We start from the raw sequence: 18,237 nt of genomic DNA, 5'->3' as shown, positions 1-18,237 counted from the left end.
AACATTTAACTGCGAATAGGAGATTTTAAAATGATACCATACAAAAACTTTTCCGCCTGTACCAGTATGATTGTTGGCAAGAAGGCCAGCATTGACGGGTCAATTATGATTGCCCGAAACGAAGATAGTAAATCCTCGTGGCCAAAGAATTATGTCATCCACGAGCATCAAGAATTTAGTGAAGCCCCGGTTTTCTCATCCAAAGACAACGGCTTCAAGTTAACCCTGCCTAAAGTGCGCTTTCAATATTCTGCCACCCCTGAATGGACTGACAAGTTCGGCCTGTTTGAAGAAAATGGTTTTAATGAGTTTGGAGTTGCCATGAGTGCCACCGAGAGCACCTATACCAATCAGCTGGCTTTGGGGGCCGATCCGCTCAACGAAGATGGCATTGGAGAAGAAGCAATGATTACGGTTGTCCTCCCCTACGTCAAAACCGCGCGTGAAGGAATTGCTCGATTGGGCCAAATTGTGGAATACTTCGGGACATCGGAATCCAACGGCATTTTGTTTGCCGATAAGAATGAAGCTTGGTATATGGAAACCGGCGGCGGCCACAACTGGGCTGCCCAACGCATTCCAGACGACGGTTACGCGGTGATTGCCAATCAAAGCGCCATTCAAGACGTTGATTTTAACGACCCTGACAACTTCATGTGGTCACCCAAGATTCGCCGGTTTGTCTCCGAAAATCACTTGAACCCGGATCCATCCGGGAAAACCTTCAACTTCCGTAAAATCTTTGGTACCGCTGACTTGTCGGACACGGTTTATAACACACCCCGCGTATGGTACGGCTTAAAAATGTTCTCACCGGAACTAAATTTTGAACCAACCAGTCAGGAAATGCCGTTCATCAATCATGCCAACCGCAAACTGAGCTTGTTTGACGTTGAAGATTTCTTAAGCTCTCATTATCAAGGCACACCGTTTGACCCCATTGGCGAGGGCTCTGAGCACGACAAGCACCTCTATCGACCAATTAGTCTCGCCAAGACGCAAGAGGCCCACATCCTCCAAATTCGGCCAAATATGCCCACTCCTGCTGCAGGGATTCAATGGTTGGCAATGGGCGTCGCTGCTCAAAGTTCTTTTGTGCCATTTTATGCCGGCGCAAACACCACGCCAAAATCCTATCAGAATGCTTCAGGCAGCTATGCCCCCAATCAAGCCTATTGGACTTACAAGCTTGCCGGTGTCTTAGTTGACCCGCATTACGTCAAATTCGGGCCCAAATTAAATGACACCAAAGCCAAACTGCGAGTGAATTTCCAACAAGCAGTCAAACAAGCTGATGCCTCACTTCAAGGTTTGTCCAATGTCGAACTCGCCAATTATCTGACCAAAGTCAACTTTGCCAATGCCAAGATGGGCCTGGATGCTTACAACCAATTGATTAGTGACATCATCACCAATTCAACAGACCTCTCACCAATCAATTTTACCCAAGATACGAACCTATAACGACTCGCCTCCAACAGTAAGATAATCTGTCTTAAAAATTGAATAACGAAATGAAGCCGGCCACAAATTCAATTTTGTGAGCCGGCTTCATTTCGTTATGATGACTGATTTAGTTTAGTAATGTTCCCGCGTAAATGAGCCTGGAAGATCCTGACTGGCTTTAACAACCAATTTTGTCAGCAGATCCTCGGTCGCTTTCATGACGTGATCAGCAGTCCGGGCATTGGCTTGACCAAGGGCTCGAACGACGTGTGAGCCGGAAGCCTCTTTTTCGGCCATCTGCTTATCAACTTGCGCAATTCGCTCGTGAGCATAACCCATTTCTTTAAGCTGATAGTCTTCAATGTCTTGCATCAAGGCCTGATAATGATCAGCAGCAATCAATGAAATCAGGCGGTTTGCCCAATAGGCGTTGTGGCTGTCCAGCGTCTCGGTGGTATCACGGTAGCAGTCCGGTGTATTGACGACGTTGGTAAAGAATGGCGTCAACGTGTTGAACGGATTGGAGGCAAATGTCAGCCACTGAATTGCTGAATAAGCCGAAGGAATTCCTGGACGCAACTGCAAGATTGACAGCTCTTGGTTGCGGTTGATGCCAATTGGTCGATATGGAACGGTCTTATAATCAGCTCCCGGCGCAAATGGATCGTAAGGCGTGTCCTGATAATGGGAGCTCAGAACGAATTTGATATCTTCAATCGTAATCTTGCGGTTGGCGTGGCAGATAAACGGCAAATCATTGCTCATTGGCGTCTTATCCTTCACTGATTCCGGATCGAAATATCGTTGACCATACCAAGCACGCGGCGTGTTGTAGTGACGGTCCAGCTGGGTATCAGAGCCAAAGACCTTCCTGAAGTTAAAGTGACTGGTTGGGTTGAGATGGTGCTCCTGGGCAAATTTACGCAAGTCTTTTGAGAACATAAAGCTGTCTGGATCATCGAAATCGATCTCTTGGATGCCTGTCTGGTTGGGCGCGATGACATAGGCATCATCTGGAATCCGTTGGGCTACCCAGTGATGGCCGCCGGCAGTTTCCATGTACCAAATTTCGTTGACATCTGAAAACAGGATTCCGTTGGACTCGTATGTGCCGTATTTCTCAAGCAGTTTACCCACTCGTTGAACCCCTTCTCGGGCAGAATTGATATATGGCAGGGTAATTGTTAACAGATCTTCTTCGCCAAGGCCGTCTTTTTCAAATGGGTCGGCACCGATCACCCGAGAATTGGTTGTAATCGTCTCTGTGGCACTCATTGCCACATTATGGGCATTGATGCCCGCCTCGCCCCAAACGCCCTTGTCAGGGACAGCATCGGGCACTGAGGTATATCTCAATGGATTGTCTGGCAGTTTAACACTAAACTTGGTTAATTTTGACTGATAATTGCGTGGTTGGTCTTCTGGTTCAACAACCACAAACTTCTTTGGATTAACGGCATCTCCGGCATCCTCATTTCTGGCGATGATGGTTGACCCGTCATAGCTGGCCTTCTTGCCGACTAGAATAGTTGTACAACTACTGTGTTTTGATGAAAACATTTTGAAGCCTCCCCTTGTCTTTCTATCACCTTGATTTTACACCCTTTTGTGCATTGTGGAACAAAAGACCGTTGAATGCAAAAATGGGGATTGCGGCGAGGCCCGCTTTCTGTCAAAGGGATCAATTTAACAGAAATGATTCCGACGGCCAAGGGACACTGCCTGAGTGAGGAGCACCAACAATGAACAAAATTCGTGCCCCGAAATTTATTCAAGATTGCTTTTACAGGGATACAGCAGTTAGTTTACTTCGTGCTTCCTTCGGCCTTTGAGTTCAGCTCCGACGCCCCTGACCCATACTGCACAAACAAAAACAACCAGCGATGAACAAAAAACGTTCATCAGGACTCATTCAAGATTGCTTTTACAGGGATACAGCAGTTAGTTTATTCCGTGCTTCCTTCGGCCTTTGAGTTCAGCTCCTACGCCCCAGGACCCTACTACATAAGTGAGGAGCACCAACAATGAACAAAATTCGTTCATTATTGGTGCTCCTCACTTATGCTCCGGGTCCTAAACAGGGCTCGTCGCATGCTTATTTTTGTGCCGGTTCCTCATAGTCGCCGTTTGGACAAACTACTTGTGTGCCGCCCTTGACCCGTTTTTCAACTAAGAAGTGACCATCCTTTGGACAATCTCTGCCGATTGGCTTGTCCCAAGAAACGAAATCACAATCCGGGTATCTTGAGCAACCATAGAAGATCCGGTTCTTTCTTGATTTTCGCTCAATGACCTGCCCTTTATGACACTTGGGACAAATCACACCGATTTCCTTAACAATTGCTTTGGTATTGCGACAATCCGGGAATCTTGAACAGGCATAGAATTTACCGTAACGGCCCATTTTGATGACCATTGGAGCGCCACAGATTTCACAGTTAATACCTGCGGGTTCATCTTTAATTTGGACCTTTTCCATATTTTTGGTTGCAGCATCAACCTCGTCGGAAAATGGTTTATAGAACGTATCGACTAATTTGATCCAGTTCTCTTTACCTTCTTCAACCTGATCCAGTTTGCCTTCTAAATTTGCAGTGAAGTCAATGTTTACCACGTCTGGGAAGTATTCAACAATAATCTTGTTGACAATTTCCCCCAATTCAGTCGGCTCAAATCGACGGCCAACTTCCTTAACGTAATACCGGCGCTGAATCGTATCAATGGTTGGTGAGTACGTTGATGGCCGGCCAACACCCTTTTCTTCAAGGGCTTTAATCAGCGTTGCTTCACTGTATCGTGCCGGTGGCTGAGTAAAATGCTGGTCCGGATTATTCTTGACCAACTTAACAACATCGCTACTCTCCAAATCGGGTAACAAGTTGTCCTTTTCTTTACTATCACCATAAACCTTCAAGAATCCATCAAACTTCATCTTGGACCCATTGGCTTTAAAGGTCACGTTATTTTGTTCAATTGTCACTGCCATGGTATCCATGATTGCCGGAGTCATTTGGCTGGCCACAAATCTTGACCAAACCATTTGATAGAGTCTAAATTGGTCGCGGGTCAGATATTGTTTCAAACTGGCCGGCGTTCTGAAAACGGAAGTCGGACGAATGGCCTCATGGGCATCTTGGGCACCCTCGGGCAATTTGCCTTTAATTGGTTTGGTTGCCGCATATTCGGCGCCGTATTTCTCATGTAGAAATTGGGACGCTTCGTGTTTGGCAATGACTGAAATTCGGGTTGAATCGGTCCGCATATAGGTAATCAGACCTTGACTACCCTCTTTACCAATATTAATTCCTTCATAGAGCTGTTGGGCAGCCATCATCGTCTTTCGTGTTCTGAAGTTGAGCTTTCGGTTGGCTTCCTGCTGCATTGTACTGGTGGTAAATGGCGGCTGCGGTTGGCGCTTCCGTTCACGACGGGTTACCTTGGTAATATCAAAGTCACCTTTGGGATCCAACTGCTGCAGAACCTTTTGAACCGCCTCGTTATTTGGCAGTTCCTTTTTCTTACCGTTTAAGCCGTAAAAGGCAGCTTTGAACTTACTGCGGCCCTTCTTAAATTCAGAATCAATTGACCAGTACTCTTCTGGGGTAAAGTCTTTGATGGCCTTTTCGCGTTGAATAATCAGCCAAAGGGCGATCGATTGAACCCGCCCGGCACTGAGCCCCTTTTTAACCTTTTGCCAGAGAAGCGGTGAAATTGAATATCCCACCAACCGGTCTAAAATCCGTCGGGCCTGTTGAGCATCAACGAGATTCATATCGATATTTCGGGGATGCTTGAATGATTCTTTGACGGCATCCTTGGTGATTTCATTAAATACCACTCGGTTATCTTCGTTAGGATCTAAATCCAAAATGTGCTGAAGATGCCAGGCAATCGATTCCCCTTCACGATCCGGATCGGCTGCCAGATACACTTTTTTGGCCTTTTTAGCGGCTGACCGTAATTCTTTAATTGTGTCACCCTTACCCCGAATGGAAATGTAGTGCGGTTCATAATCATGGTCGATATCAACGCCCATCTTACTCTTGGGCAAATCCCGCACGTGTCCTTTACTGGCGACCACCTTATATGAACGGCCAAGATATTTTTCTATGGTCTTGGCTTTGGCAGGTGACTCCACAATGACTAGATTTTTTTTAGGCGATTTTCGCTTAGTTTTTGATTTTGCTTTGGCTTTTGGTTTCGTTTTTGTAGAAGTTGCCATATTTTCTCCCCTCAAAACTGCTTATTTTTAGTTATATTATTGTAGGAATTTTTATTACAAATCTACCACATCATATTGCAGGAATTTTAAAGTGTCAACTCACTACCCTTAAATCCGCGTCTGAAAGTAGTCCTCCAAGATGTCCAACTCACGTAAAACCGGTTTTGCGCCAGCAGCGATTAATTCATTGGTACCAACGGAAAGCGGCATCATAATTGACCCCGGGACGGCTAAGACATTGCGATTATTTTGCAGGGCTAAATTGGCCGTGATCAAACTACCGGAATGTTTTTTGGCTTCAGTGACCAGAACACTTTGAACCAATCCGGCAATGATGCGGTTACGTTCCGGAAAGTGATTTCGATAGCCCTTGGTATGATTGGGATATTCACTGATTAACAGATGGTCGGCGGCAATCGTTGCTTGTAGTTCCTGATTGGTATATGGATAACACACGTCCAACCCTGTCCCAATCACGGCAATGGTTTTACCTTGGTTGGCGATGACACATTGGTGGGCCAACGTATCAACCCCTTTAGCCAGCCCCGACACAATAGCCATTGTATTGGAAACTCTTCCAGGAATCAAATTTTTTAGGATTTCAACTGAATATGAGGTGCAGTCCCGCGCCCCAACGATTCCTAAAAGTGGCTGGGATAAAAGCGACAAATCTCCGCGATAAAACAGCACTAACGGCGGCGCAAACGATTCTCGCAATTGAAGTGGATATTCAGCATCTGCAATGCTCAGCCACTGTTCACCATCGACCAGCTGGTCCACTTTGTCGTCGTTTCGCATTAACTGTTGATAGCTGATTTTGAAGTTAGCGGTGTTCTTAACGTTTAGTTGAGCGACGGCAGCCAAGAATCCTGAGGTCGGCAGTTGATCATCCCGCCAGTCGACCTGATTTACCCAAGTATAAATTTTTGACTTACCAATCATGCCGATTCCCTTACATAAATGTATTCTTAACAAAAAATCTCTTAAAAGCATTGTCATCATCCTTTTAAGAGTTATCTACGTAAAACATATTTATTTTTGGCTAAACTTTTTCACCGGGGCAAAACTCATTCGATGAATCGGCGTTGGTCCCAGTTCCTTGAGAGCTGCTAAATGCTTGGCCGTTCCATAGCCGGCGTTGTGTGGAAAATCGTATTCCGGGTACTGCTTGGCGTACTCGTCCATCAAATGGTCCCGATAGACTTTGGCGACAATGCTGGCTGCAGAAACACTGATGCTCTTGGCATCACCTTTGATCAGTCTGGTTTGCCGAATCGGAACGGGAATCTGCATGGCATCAACAATGATTTCATCCGGCTGTGGGGTTAAAGATTCCACAGCTTGTTTCATGGCAACACGAGTGGCTTGGTAAATGCTTAACTCATCGATCCCATGATTATCCACCGATCCAATCCCCACGCTCAGGGCTTCAGCTGAAATGAGCGGGGCCAACTCTGCGCGTTGGGTCGGTGTCAGCTGCTTGGAATCATTGACGGAAACCAGGTCAAAGTCGTGCGGCAGAATCACTGCAGCAGCCACCACTGGCCCCGCCAGAGGACCTCTGCCGACTTCATCCACACCGGCAACATATTGCAGCCCCTGATGCCAAAAAGACCGTTCATATTTAAACCGCTGTTCAAATTCATCCAGGGCTCTGGCCTGCTTTTGCAGGCGGTTTTCTGTTGACTGAATTGCCAATTGAACCCCTTTTCGCGGGTCAGCCTTTAACTCAATCAACCGCGGATCGGTGAGATCAGACATCTGGGATAAAAGCTGTTTAACGTCTTTAATTGTTAGCTTGGTCATCGTCACTCACCGTTTCAGGATCATCCAAAGTAAAACGACCAATTTTGCCGGCACGGAAATCTTGAATAATCCGATTGGAGCCACGTTCATAATCATCGCGCATGCCGACTTTCTTAGTAATTTGTAACAGCAGGTCAACGTCGGACAAATCCAAATCGTCGTCAGTTAAGTGATAACGGTCTTTGAGGCCTTCCGGGTGAAGCTGTCTGATCTGCTTTAAGCCAAACAAGGCAATGTCGTCACTGGCATAAACGCTCTCTTTAATTGCACCGGTCAATGCCAGCTTGTCGGCAACTTCTTGACTGGAAAATTTTGGCCACAGAATTCCCGGTGTATCCAGTAATTCCAACTTATCAGTCGATTTAAGCCACTGTTGCCCCTTGGTCACACCGGGACGGTTGCCAACCTGAGCGGCTCGACGGTTGACCAATCGGTTCAAAACAGTTGATTTCCCGACATTCGGTACCCCAACACTAATGGCTCGGATCGGTCGTTTCTTCATGCCTTTATCCTGTTCCCGCTGCAATTTGTCACGCAAAATGGGTGAAATCACCGAAATCACATTATTGATGCCAAATTTGGTTTTGGCATCAATGGCGATTGCCGGTTGGTTGTGTTCAGCAAAATACTGCAGCCAGGCATTGGTTAATTGAGGATCAGCCAAATCACGCTTTGTCATGATATAAAGATGCGGCTTATCGGCACTGATTCGTCGAATTTCAGGGTTTTGAGAAGTCAGCGGAATTCTAGCGTCAATCACTTCAAATACCACGTCAACTAAAGAAAGATTTTCTTCAAACTGACGAATTGCCTTGGCCATGTGTCCTGGAAACCATTGAATTGTTACTGCCATTGTTTCACTTCCTAAAAGCTTTCTTGATATTCCTTCCACACGGAATCAAAAATTTCCATGGTCGGAAGGTATGAAGCATTTTCTTCTAAATACTTGGATAACGCGTCAAACTCATCTTCTTGTTTGGGAAATGACTGATCATAAAATGCGTTGTTGGCAAATTCAGCCTCTGGATCAGTACTTCCGGGGTTGCGTTTGGTCATTAAATATTGGTAGAACGTTTTGTGCATATTAGTCCTCCTTGTCAGTGGTCGGCAAAAGAATCTCAAAGGCAAATTTTCCTTGGCCTTTCAAATCGATGGTCCGGGCCCGATAATTAATCCCATTCTTACCGTTCATGTGAATTATATCAAGTTTGATTGTTTTATCTTTAGGAATCAGTTGGACCCACTTTGGCAGTTTATAGTTTTGTTTGACATACATTAAAACAAAACTGATTGGGACCGGGAACTTCCCCAGTGCCAGCTTATTAGCGTGAAGTTCAATATTACCATTGGGCATCACTTTCGGGTCGAAGGTCAGTGAATAATCGACGTTGGAACCTAATAAAGTCAGTGAGCCATAGACAATCCCTTCGTTGGCGACTTCAAAGTGATATTGCGAAGGTCGGCCCTTCTGCAGCTTATCTAAATAATAATTGGATAGTTGATTGAGTTGAGCTTTATTGATAGTGGCGGAAATTGGCTCCGACTGGTTGGTCGACTTTTGATTTACCAATTTCGTTGTAGATGACGATAAAGAAACCGCCAAAAACATGCCGGCAACTAAAACAACCAGGAGGCCGATTAACGATATGAAGGCGATTTTCCAAGGATTGCGGGATTTCGTCTGCTTGGAGGCTTTTCTCATTTTGGATCACTCCTTTAACCAGGATATGTGCTTGGCCATTTGGGAATACAAGCGATTGGTCATAATTTGATACCCCTTCAAATTCGGGTGGAAATGGTCATCATTTGAGAGATATTTATTTGACTGGGCAGGTTGGCCACTCAATAACTGCTCAATGTCGGCAGGCGAATCATGATTTTCGGCGATAATGCTGGCAGCGGCCTTTTCTTCCAAAGCTTTTCTGGATTTGGCAGTGGTAAACTGACCGTCTGTAAGCGGTTTGTTAATCGAGACAAAGTACATCCTGTGCTGTTGGTGGATCACTTTATTGGTAATCTGGTTGGTATGAGCCACGGTGTCGTTGATGTAGTTGACCTGGGGGAAGTAAACGTAGACAGGATTGTAAATGCCAAAAACAAAAATCGGCGCCCGACGGTTTAAGTGGCGGATATTTCGGAATAGCCGGGTAACCCTAGCTTGATATGTTTGACAATAACTGGTCAATTTCTGGTTCAACTGATGTTTGTTCAAGCCAACAACGTTCGCCTTCAAAAACTTCAGTAAATCGTTTCCACCAGTGGTAATCGTGATCACATCGGCTTCTCGTATGCTGTGCTGCAGCCGTTTTGAATAAACCACCCGATGATTAATTTGGTTAGTAGTTTCCCCTGAAATGCCATAGTTGGCAGTGGACAGGTGAACATTGGGATTTTTTTGAATCACTTTTTGGCGAATCAAGTGGGTATAGCCGCCTTTGTTGGTCGGATCGCCAACCCCTTGAGTCAGTGAATCCCCAACAGCCGTTAATTTAACTTCTCTTGGCAGTGTTTCTTTGGCCGAGTTGAAATAATGGTAGCCGAAAAATGCGGCTGCCCCAATCACGATCAGGCCGATCAATCCGATAATCCAACGAAAATGATGCTGTGTCTGTTTAACATGTTTATTTTGACTCACAAAAACAACCTCTCAAATGGTGATCAAATCTAAAAGGGGTGACAACAAAACAGCCGCTTTGCCTCGCCCCTTTAAGCAATATTTCAGATCTGCAATTACTCGGGATCACTGTAATAAATCAACGCGAAAGCCCCTTTACCGGTATGCGTGGAAATGGTCGGTGACGTCACCCGTTCAAGAAATGATGCATCGGGAAAGTCAGCCTTAAGCTTTTGAACAGTGTCCTTTAATACTTCAGTTTCAGTGACGTATGAAACGCCAATCGACTTAACAGCGGCGGTGTTTTTCATTTCATCAATAATACCATTGAAAAACTTTTTAAGCGATTTATCGCCGCGACCTTTAGAAATAATTTTAAGTTTGCCGTCAGTGACTTGAAGCCCCAACTTAATGTTTAAAAAGTTGGTGATTGCCCCGGCAATCGGATGCAATCGACCGCCCTTGACAATATTATCCAGAGTCATGACACATAAATAAAGCTTGGTGTTATTACGAACCTGATTGACTCTGGCTAAAATGGTATCCATGTCGGCACCTTGCTGGGCCAGCTTAGCCGCTTCGAGCACTTGAAAGCCCAAGCCGCGGTCGGTACTTTGACTGTCAACCACGGTCACATCGGATTTGCTGATTGTGGCTGCTTGTTCGGCTGCGTGAACAGTGCCGCTGATGGCGGCCAACATATTCAAACAGAGAATTTGGCTGCCGTCTTCACCCAACCGGTCAAATGCTTCAACAAATTTACCAACTGGTGGTTGACTGGTCTTTGGCAGATCGTGAGCCGCCAACATTTGAGGAACAAAGGTTTCATTGGTGATCGTATCACGATCAACGTAGACCGTATCATCAATCATCACTGTTAATGGAACAATTGTAATGCCGTATTGTTTGAGTTCTTCATCTGTCAACTGGGCAGATGAGTCCGTCACAATTTTTACTTTTGCCATTTACGCCACTCGTTTCTTTACAAAATTAATAATTAATTGATAGTCCAACGACAATTATATCAAAGTTCTGCCAAAGATTCATAAGCATTTATGCCGGCGTTATTTTCTATCGAAAACTTCAAAAGTGTGGGGATACTTATTTTTGGCGTCAACAACACCAACGACCGATTTGCTCAATTCAAATAAAGAATAGTCAATGGCTGGCATATAGGTGTCACCGGAAAATTCAGCTTCAATCTTCGTGCGATAAAGCCGGTCGACTTTTGAACGTAATTGGGCAAATAGATTGGCACCACCGGTCACAATATATTGTTTATCGGGATTTTGAGCAATCAAGTCACACAGTTGTTCAATCGAAGGGATAACTTTGATGCCCGTTGGAAAATCAGTTTGGTGTGAAACCACAATATTCTCACGACCCGGCAGTGGCCGATTATAACTGCGGAAGGTTTTCGATCCGGAAATAATCGTATTGCCCATCGTGGTTTCTTTGAAGTAATGCATATCGTCCGGCAGATGCCAAGGAAGTTGACCATTGGCACCAATTAAACCGTTGGCGTCTTCAGCCCAGATAAAAGCTAACATCGACTTCCTCCTAAACCGCAACCGGCGCTTTAATGACTGGGTATGGGTCGTAATTTTTGACCTTGATATCAGCCATTTCGAATTCGTCCAAATGTTTCTTTTCAGGATTCAGCCACAATTCGGGTGCCTGACGAGGTTTACGGGAAAGGAGTTCCTCGACTTGGTCAATGTGGTTAAGGTAAATGTGGGCATCCCCAAAGGTGTGCACAAAATCACCAACTTCCAAGCCACACTCTCTGGCGATCATGGAGGTCAATAAGGCGTAACTGGCGATATTATAAGGCACGCCGAGGAAAATATCTCCTGAACGTTGATACAATTGGCAGCTTAACTTGCCATCGTTGACATAGAATTGGAATAAGGTGTGGCAAGGCGGCAAGGCCATTGTTGGCACATCCTCTGGATTCCATGCCGAAACGATCATCCGTCTTGAATCAGGGTGAGTTTTAATTAAATCAATCACATTTTGGATTTGGTCGATCGTTCCACCAGTGGAAGTCTTCCAGGCCCGCCATTGGCTACCGTAAACCAGACCTAAGTCGCCATACTTTTTGGCAAAATCATCGTCGTTGACAATTCGATCACAGAATAACTTTTTTTGCTCCTGATAAACTTTGTTGAATTCGGGATCTTTTTGTGCCCGATGAGAAAAGTCAGTCATATCCGGGCCGGTATAGTCATTTGAAGCGACAAACTTTTCAAAAGCCCACTCGTCCCAAATGTGATTCTTATGCTTCAATAAAAATTGGATGTTGGTGTCACCCTTCAAGAACCATAAGAGTTCACTTTTGATTAATCCAAATGGCACTTTCTTAGTGGTTAATAAAGGAAATCCCTTGGATAAATCAAATCGCATCTGATAGCCAAACGTACTGATGGTTCCGGTATGGGTTCGATCAGTTTTTTTGTGGCCATTTTCCAAAACATAACGTGCAAGATCTAAATAGGCGTCTTCTAACATGGCAATTCTCCTTTTTATCAGAACGTGACTGTTTTTAATTATTCAGCGTATTCGCTTAAATATTCCCAGCGTTTCATCTTTTTATCGGCTTCGGCAGACAACTGGTCCTTTTGTGCTTGAAGATCCGCCAGCTTATCATAATCCGAGCCATTGTTTTGCATCTGCTTATCAATGTCTTCAACTTGAGATTCGAGCTTTTCAATTTCATCTTCGATGTGATCATATTCAATCTTTTCAGAATATGTCAGTTTTTTCTTGGCTTTGGCATTTGAAGCGGTTGCGTCTTGACTTGAGATTGCCGAATCCGATTGAGAAGTTGACTGCCCGCTGTCTGACTTGGCAGACGATTTCGACGTCTTTTTCAATGAGGCCAGGTAATCGGTGAACCGACCGCGGTGTTCTTCAATCACACCGTTGCCTTTAAAAATCAGCAATCGATCAGCAACTTTGTCCAAGAAGTAACGGTCATGGGAAACGGTAATGACGGTCCCTTGGAATTTGGAAATGTAATCTTCCAAAACGGTCAAAGTCGCAATATCCAAGTCGTTGGTCGGCTCATCCAAGAGTAAAACATTTGGTTGCTGCATCAATAATTTCAACAGATACAGGCGTCGTTTTTCACCACCGGAAAGTTTACGGATTAACGTGCCGTGCATGAAACGGGGAAACAGAAATTCTTCAAGCAATTCGGCAACACTAATCTTGTTGCCGGTATTATCGGTGACCTGTTGGCCAATCTCACTCAAATAACTAATGACCCGCTTATCTTCAGGAATCGGCTCGGTCAGTTGCGTATAGTAGGCGATTTTGACGGTTTCGCCGACTTTGATAATTCCAGAATCCAATTTCAGCCGACCGGCAATGACGTTGAGCAGGCTGGTCTTACCGGCACCGTTCTCGCCACTGATTCCGATCCGTTCATTCGGCTGGACGAGAATATTGAAATCCTTGAGAATTGTTTTGCCGTCAATGGTTAAATTGGCATCTTTCATCTTAAGAACTTCCTTGCCCAATCGGGTCTGGCCAAGGGAAATATTGACATCCTGATCAAGCTGTAAGGTACCGACGTTTTCCTTTAAGTCATTAAACCGATTAATGCGGGCCTGCTGCTTGGTTGAACGGGCCTTCGCACCGGTCTTCATCCACGCCAATTCCTGTTTGTAGAGCTGCTGAGTCTTATGCTCGGCTTGAATTTCACCTTGAACCCGGGTCGCTTTTTGCTGGACATAATCTTGATAGTTGCCATCATACTGGTAAAGTTTGCCAAATGACAGTTCCCAGATTTTGTTAGCAACATGGTCCAGAAAATAACGGTCATGGGTAACCACAATCAGGGATCCCTTATAAGCCGCCAGATAATTTTCCAGCCAGTCGATGGAATCAAAATCCAAGTGGTTGGTCGGCTCATCCAACAACAGTAAGTTGGGCGCTTGAATCAGAACTTGTGCCAACCCCACTCGTCGTCTTTGACCACCGGATAATTCGGAAATCTTCTGGTTATAATCGGTAATCTTCAACTGGGTCAAAATCGTTTTAACGTCACTTTGCGCGTTCCAGGCGTCTTCTTCATTCATTCGGGCTTCAGCCTTGGTATATCGTTTGGCTGCTTCTGGGTCCTCTGGATGCGTTGAATAATCTTTCAAAGCAGCTTCGTAATGGCGAATTGTTCGATAGACCGTTTGCGATCCGGAAAAAACGGCATCCATAATTGACAGACTCTCGTCCAGTTCTGGATCCTGCTTTAAATAACCGATGGTGTAAGATTTCGAGGTAATAATGTCACCTGTCGAGTCATGGTCAATGCCGGCAATGGCATTCAATAACGATGTCTTTCCAGTCCCATTAGTCCCAATTAAGCCAATTCGGTCGTGTTCATTAATAATAAAATTCAGCTTATCAAAAAGCGTCTTCTCACCGTATGTTTTTGCTAAGTTCTCAACGCGCATTGTTTCCATTCAATTATCAGTCCTCATTTAAAAAGTCGATAGCTGCCTGAACAAGATCTTCAGGTTCATTGTTGATCTCATCGGCAACCACATTTTGTTCAAGATAATTCAAAACCTGGCCAAGCTGTGGACTGGGTTTTAAAACCCCTCTTTTAATTAATTCACCACCGGTTATCTTCAACTGGTGCTTATTTTTAATGGCAAGTCGGTTATAACGTTCAGATAGTCCAGTAGTTTTCGACTGGTCCGCAAACACTGCGATTGCGTTGTCGACGTTTTCACTTCCGGCATGATAAAGGGTTAAATTAGTCACTTGACCACGTTGAATTGCGAAAAGTAATTCAACCGTAAGTATAACATCATTAATTATTTTATTGGCAGTCTTCCATCTTTTTAAAAAGCGGGTAATTTGTTGGCTGTTGAATCCGAATTTAAAAGCCAGAAGGGCCCAAACCTGAACTTCATTGGTCAGGGTGAAATCAGTGTCGGCGATTTGTCTGAGTTGAACTAAATGTTCACCTAGTATCGGGACGTGTTGATATAAATTCGTCTGAATCATGATCTTGAGGCCGTGGTTGGCGTCTGATCCCAGCATCATTTTGACAAACTCGGTGTGGGAGCGTTCCACGGCAATTTTTGCCAATAACTGGCTATGGCGGGCAATGCCAGCCAGTGTGGCATCCTCAATCTTGAAGTCCAATTGGCTGGCAAACCGAACCGCCCGCATCATGCGCAAGGCATCTTCATTGAATCGCTCATTGGGATCGCCGACCGCGCGAATTATGTGTTTTCGCATGTCGCTAAGGCCCCCAAACAAATCAGTGACCTGTCCGTTCTCAGCCAATGCCAAAGCGTTAATCGTGAAATCCCGCCGTTTGAGATCCTCTTTCAGTGAGCGCACAAACGTCACGTGATCCGGTCTCCGGTAATCTTGGTAGCCGGACTCAGTCCGAAAAGTGGTGACTTCATACCCAGTCCCGTGATCAAGAATCATGACGGTGCCGTGCTCAATTCCTGTGTCAACCGTTCGTTTAAACAACGCCTTAACCTCACTGGGATAAGCGCTGGTCGCAATGTCGACATCGTGAATCGGCCGCTTTAAAATCGTATCTCGAACCGAACCGCCGACAAAATAGGCTTCATAGCCCGCTGATTCAATCTTTTGTAAAATTGGTAATGCTTCGTGGAATTCTTTTGGAATTTCTACCATCCGCACAATAATCGCCATCCATTTAATATTTATCCTGTTGTAATTTTAACAGAATTTCCGCTTGAAACAAAAAGTTCGGTGAAATGATTGCCAATTGTCAATTAGAATTGCTATGATGAGTTGTCAGATCATTCAGGGAGGAAAAACGATGGCACAAAAGCAAAGTCGCTTCAAATTAGATATTTCGTTAATTGATTTACTGGTAATCGCGGCTGGAACCGCCATTTATTCATTTGGAATCGTCTTCTTCAACATTTACAATCATTTAGCCGATGGTGGCGTGACCGGTATCACACTGATTCTCCGGGCCCTGTTTCACATTGACCCGGCCTATTCGACCATCTTGGTCAACGTGCCCCTGTTCGCGATCGGTTATCGCTACTTAGGAAAGAAAGATATGTTTTATACCTTATACGGAACAATTGCCCTGGCAATCTTTTTATGGATTTGGCAGCGGGTCCCAATCGTGATTAATATCGATCATGACCTGTTGTTGTCGGCAATTGGTGCCGGCTTATTTGGTGGCTTTGGCTGTGGAATTGTTTACCGTTTTGGCGGGACAACCGGTGGTGTTGATATTGTCGCCCGCTTGTTCGAGCGGTTTAAAGGTGTTCAAATGGGCCAAACGCTGCTCACAATTGATGTCTTGGTTTTGCTGTCATCACTCATTTATTTAAACGTCCGCCAGATGGCATATACGTTGATTTACGTCTGGATTTTTTCAATGATCGTCAACTTCACCCAACGCGGCGCTTACACGGCTCGAGGGATCTTAATCATTAGTAACGAATCAGAAAAAATATCCAATGCCATCCAAGACGAGCTCAATCGCGGCGTCACTTTTTTGAATGCCGAAGGAGGTTATTCCCACCGCTCCAAACAGATCATCTATTGTGTGGTCTCCCCAAGCGAACTGCACACTTTAAAAAAGCTGGTCGAATCAATCGATGAAGAGGCCTTTATTTCAATTATTGAAGTTAACGAGGCGATCGGTGAAGGCTTCACTTATAAACGGCCAAAGCGATTCAAACTGCTATAGAACTAGAGAACTGCAATAGTTTATATGTATGATAAAAGGTCACCCATTTGGGCTATCCCACTAAGGTTTACTTTAACTTTGGCGAGATCCCTAACTGGTGACCTTTTTCTGATGTTTAATTGCAGATCGTGAATCACATTTCATCCCACAATTCTGCCATTTCCATGTCATCGGGGACCAAATCCAAGTATTTTTTCAAGGACTGTTTTTCGAGATCCGGTTTGCCGATTTCGCGGTAAAACAGCGTGGCGTGTTTAAGAAAATCGGGATTATCGGAAAGTTCATTGGCGGCCAATTCGTAATTGTTGGCGGCTTTTTTGATTTCACCGGTATTTTGATAAGACAGTGCCAAATTATATGCAAGATGGGCATCGACGACGTGGTCTTCAAAAACCCCTTCTAAAAGCTTCAGATTGTCGCTGTAGCGTTCGTGGGCAACGTACCAGTCTGATAGTAAGGTCAGGATTTCCATGTCGTCAGGGGCGATCTCATGGCCCTTTTGGAAATAGGTCAAGGCTAAATCGTCTTCGTTCGCCATTTCCGCAATTTGGCCGGCCTTCTGCCAGATTTTTTCGTTAAATTGGTCAATGGAAATTCCTTCTTGGATCGCCTTTAATGCTTCATCAACCCGTTTGAGGTTAACATAGGCATCGGCCAAGTATGGATACAGTGAACTGTACTGGGGATCTGAATCACGCAAATCCTCGAAGGCTTTAATTGCCTTTTGATACTCTTTCAAATTAAAGTAGGTGAATGCCAGTTCAAATTTAACATCGGCGTTCATATTAATCGGCTTGATCTGTTCCAGATAACCCATCGCTTGTTCAAACTTACCAATTTCGGCATAGGAAACACCCAGACGTTCAACCAGGTTGACTGAAGACATTTCCAACGTACCAGAGGTGATTAGTGCTAAATATAAATTAATCGCTTTGCGGTAGTTTCTAGTCGTGAAATAAAATTCTGCCAGAGCAAACTTGATCACATCCTCATCAGGAGCCAATTTTTGGGCTTCTAAGAGCTTTTGTTCACTAATCTCGAACATTCCCTGGGTTTGGTACAGATCGGCCGCAACCATCAAGGAACGGACGTATTCGTCCGACTGCGGCGAAACCTGTGACAGATAATTGAGAGCTTTGTCGTCTTGATCATCATCAATGGCAAGTTCGGCGAGATTGATTTTTAGACCGTCATCGTTGGGATATTTTTTAAATAATTTTTCGTAAATAGTATTTGAGTAATTTGAAAAGCCGAGTGAATACAGCTCTTCGGCCAATGAGTACAGCAAATCATCCGAATCGTGATCCAAAGCTTGCTGAAATGATTTCTTAAAATCATCAATTTGGCCGCCTTCAAGTTGGTCTAAAGCAGTTTTTGAATAGCTCATATTTGTCCTCCAAAGTGTATAAAAAAAGCCAGCCCGACAAATGCCGTTCTGGCTTA

The 18,237-nt window shown here is 44.7% G+C and carries 16 protein-coding genes; 2 read left to right on the top strand and 14 right to left on the bottom strand.

Going from position 1 to position 18,237, the window contains the following annotated elements; genetic code table 11:
• Positions 1-30: 30 nt before the first annotated feature.
• Positions 31-1,464, top strand: a complete 1,434-nt coding sequence (locus KE627_RS11395) for a C69 family dipeptidase (protein WP_013727872.1) — start codon at positions 31-33, stop codon at positions 1,462-1,464.
• A 114-nt stretch (positions 1,465-1,578) separates the two neighbouring features.
• Here the strand turns inward: KE627_RS11395 and KE627_RS11390 are convergent, their stop codons facing one another.
• The 13 genes from KE627_RS11390 to KE627_RS11330 all read right to left on the bottom strand — a co-directional run bounded on the left by KE627_RS11390 (position 1,579) and on the right by KE627_RS11330 (position 15,773).
• Positions 1,579-3,006 carry a C69 family dipeptidase gene (locus tag KE627_RS11390; RefSeq protein WP_013727871.1) on the bottom strand — a complete coding sequence of 476 codons (1,428 nt, stop codon included), beginning with the start codon at positions 3,004-3,006 and terminating at the stop codon, positions 1,579-1,581.
• 535 nt (positions 3,007-3,541) lie between these two features.
• The gene (topA, locus tag KE627_RS11385; RefSeq protein ID WP_013727870.1) at positions 3,542-5,668 is read right to left on the bottom strand and encodes a type I DNA topoisomerase; all 2,127 of its coding nucleotides are present in this window, start codon (positions 5,666-5,668) and stop codon (positions 3,542-3,544) included.
• Positions 5,669-5,776: 108 nt separating this feature from the next.
• Positions 5,777-6,661 (bottom strand): DNA-processing protein DprA, encoded by an 885-nt coding sequence (dprA, locus tag KE627_RS11380; RefSeq protein WP_013727869.1) that lies wholly within the window; start codon positions 6,659-6,661, stop codon positions 5,777-5,779.
• 39 nt (positions 6,662-6,700) lie between these two features.
• Complete coding sequence (gene rnhB, locus KE627_RS11375) at positions 6,701-7,474, bottom strand: ribonuclease HII (RefSeq protein WP_056938602.1); 774 nt, start codon at positions 7,472-7,474, stop codon at positions 6,701-6,703.
• Entirely contained in the window at positions 7,455-8,327 is an 873-nt protein-coding gene (gene ylqF / locus KE627_RS11370; protein ID WP_013727867.1) for a ribosome biogenesis GTPase YlqF, read from the bottom strand. Before ylqF ends, rnhB begins: the two co-directional genes overlap by 20 nt.
• 11 nt (positions 8,328-8,338) lie before the next feature.
• Positions 8,339-8,557 (bottom strand): YozE family protein, encoded by a 219-nt coding sequence (locus tag KE627_RS11365; protein WP_013727866.1) that lies wholly within the window; start codon positions 8,555-8,557, stop codon positions 8,339-8,341.
• 1 nt (position 8,558) lies between these two features.
• Positions 8,559-9,176 (bottom strand): YpmS family protein, encoded by a 618-nt coding sequence (locus tag KE627_RS11360; protein ID WP_014939945.1) that lies wholly within the window; start codon positions 9,174-9,176, stop codon positions 8,559-8,561.
• A gap of 6 nt (positions 9,177-9,182) precedes the next feature.
• Positions 9,183-10,109, bottom strand: coding sequence for a GDSL-type esterase/lipase family protein (locus KE627_RS11355; RefSeq protein WP_013727864.1), 927 nt, complete (start codon positions 10,107-10,109; stop codon positions 9,183-9,185).
• A gap of 95 nt (positions 10,110-10,204) precedes the next feature.
• A complete protein-coding gene (locus KE627_RS11350) occupies positions 10,205-11,053 on the bottom strand; it encodes a DegV family protein (RefSeq protein ID WP_013727863.1) in 849 nt (282 codons plus the stop codon).
• Between the two features lie 99 nt (positions 11,054-11,152).
• Positions 11,153-11,638 carry a dihydrofolate reductase gene (locus KE627_RS11345; RefSeq protein ID WP_013727862.1) on the bottom strand — a complete coding sequence of 162 codons (486 nt, stop codon included), beginning with the start codon at positions 11,636-11,638 and terminating at the stop codon, positions 11,153-11,155.
• A gap of 10 nt (positions 11,639-11,648) precedes the next feature.
• Positions 11,649-12,599: a thymidylate synthase gene (locus tag KE627_RS11340; protein ID WP_056938601.1), complete on the bottom strand. Its 951-nt coding sequence runs from the start codon at positions 12,597-12,599 to the stop codon at positions 11,649-11,651.
• 38 nt (positions 12,600-12,637) lie between these two features.
• Positions 12,638-14,554, bottom strand: a complete 1,917-nt coding sequence (locus KE627_RS11335; protein ID WP_056938600.1) for an ABC-F family ATP-binding cassette domain-containing protein — start codon at positions 14,552-14,554, stop codon at positions 12,638-12,640.
• Between the two features lie 7 nt (positions 14,555-14,561).
• Positions 14,562-15,773: a CCA tRNA nucleotidyltransferase gene (locus KE627_RS11330; protein ID WP_056938599.1), complete on the bottom strand. Its 1,212-nt coding sequence runs from the start codon at positions 15,771-15,773 to the stop codon at positions 14,562-14,564.
• A gap of 130 nt (positions 15,774-15,903) precedes the next feature.
• Between KE627_RS11330 and KE627_RS11325 the strand changes: the two genes are divergently transcribed.
• Positions 15,904-16,794 (top strand): YitT family protein, encoded by an 891-nt coding sequence (locus KE627_RS11325; protein WP_013727858.1) that lies wholly within the window; start codon positions 15,904-15,906, stop codon positions 16,792-16,794.
• A gap of 133 nt (positions 16,795-16,927) precedes the next feature.
• Here KE627_RS11325 and KE627_RS11320 read toward each other — a convergent pair whose 3' ends face one another.
• Positions 16,928-18,181, bottom strand: coding sequence for a tetratricopeptide repeat protein (locus KE627_RS11320; RefSeq protein ID WP_013727857.1), 1,254 nt, complete (start codon positions 18,179-18,181; stop codon positions 16,928-16,930).
• Positions 18,182-18,237: the final 56 nt, after the last annotated feature.

This window comes from Lentilactobacillus buchneri (genome assembly GCF_018314255.1).
GTDB classification, from domain to species: Bacteria; Bacillota; Bacilli; order Lactobacillales; family Lactobacillaceae; genus Lentilactobacillus; species Lentilactobacillus buchneri.
Note: the sequence above shows the minus strand (reverse complement) of the source record. Positions and strands in the feature narration are given on the sequence as shown.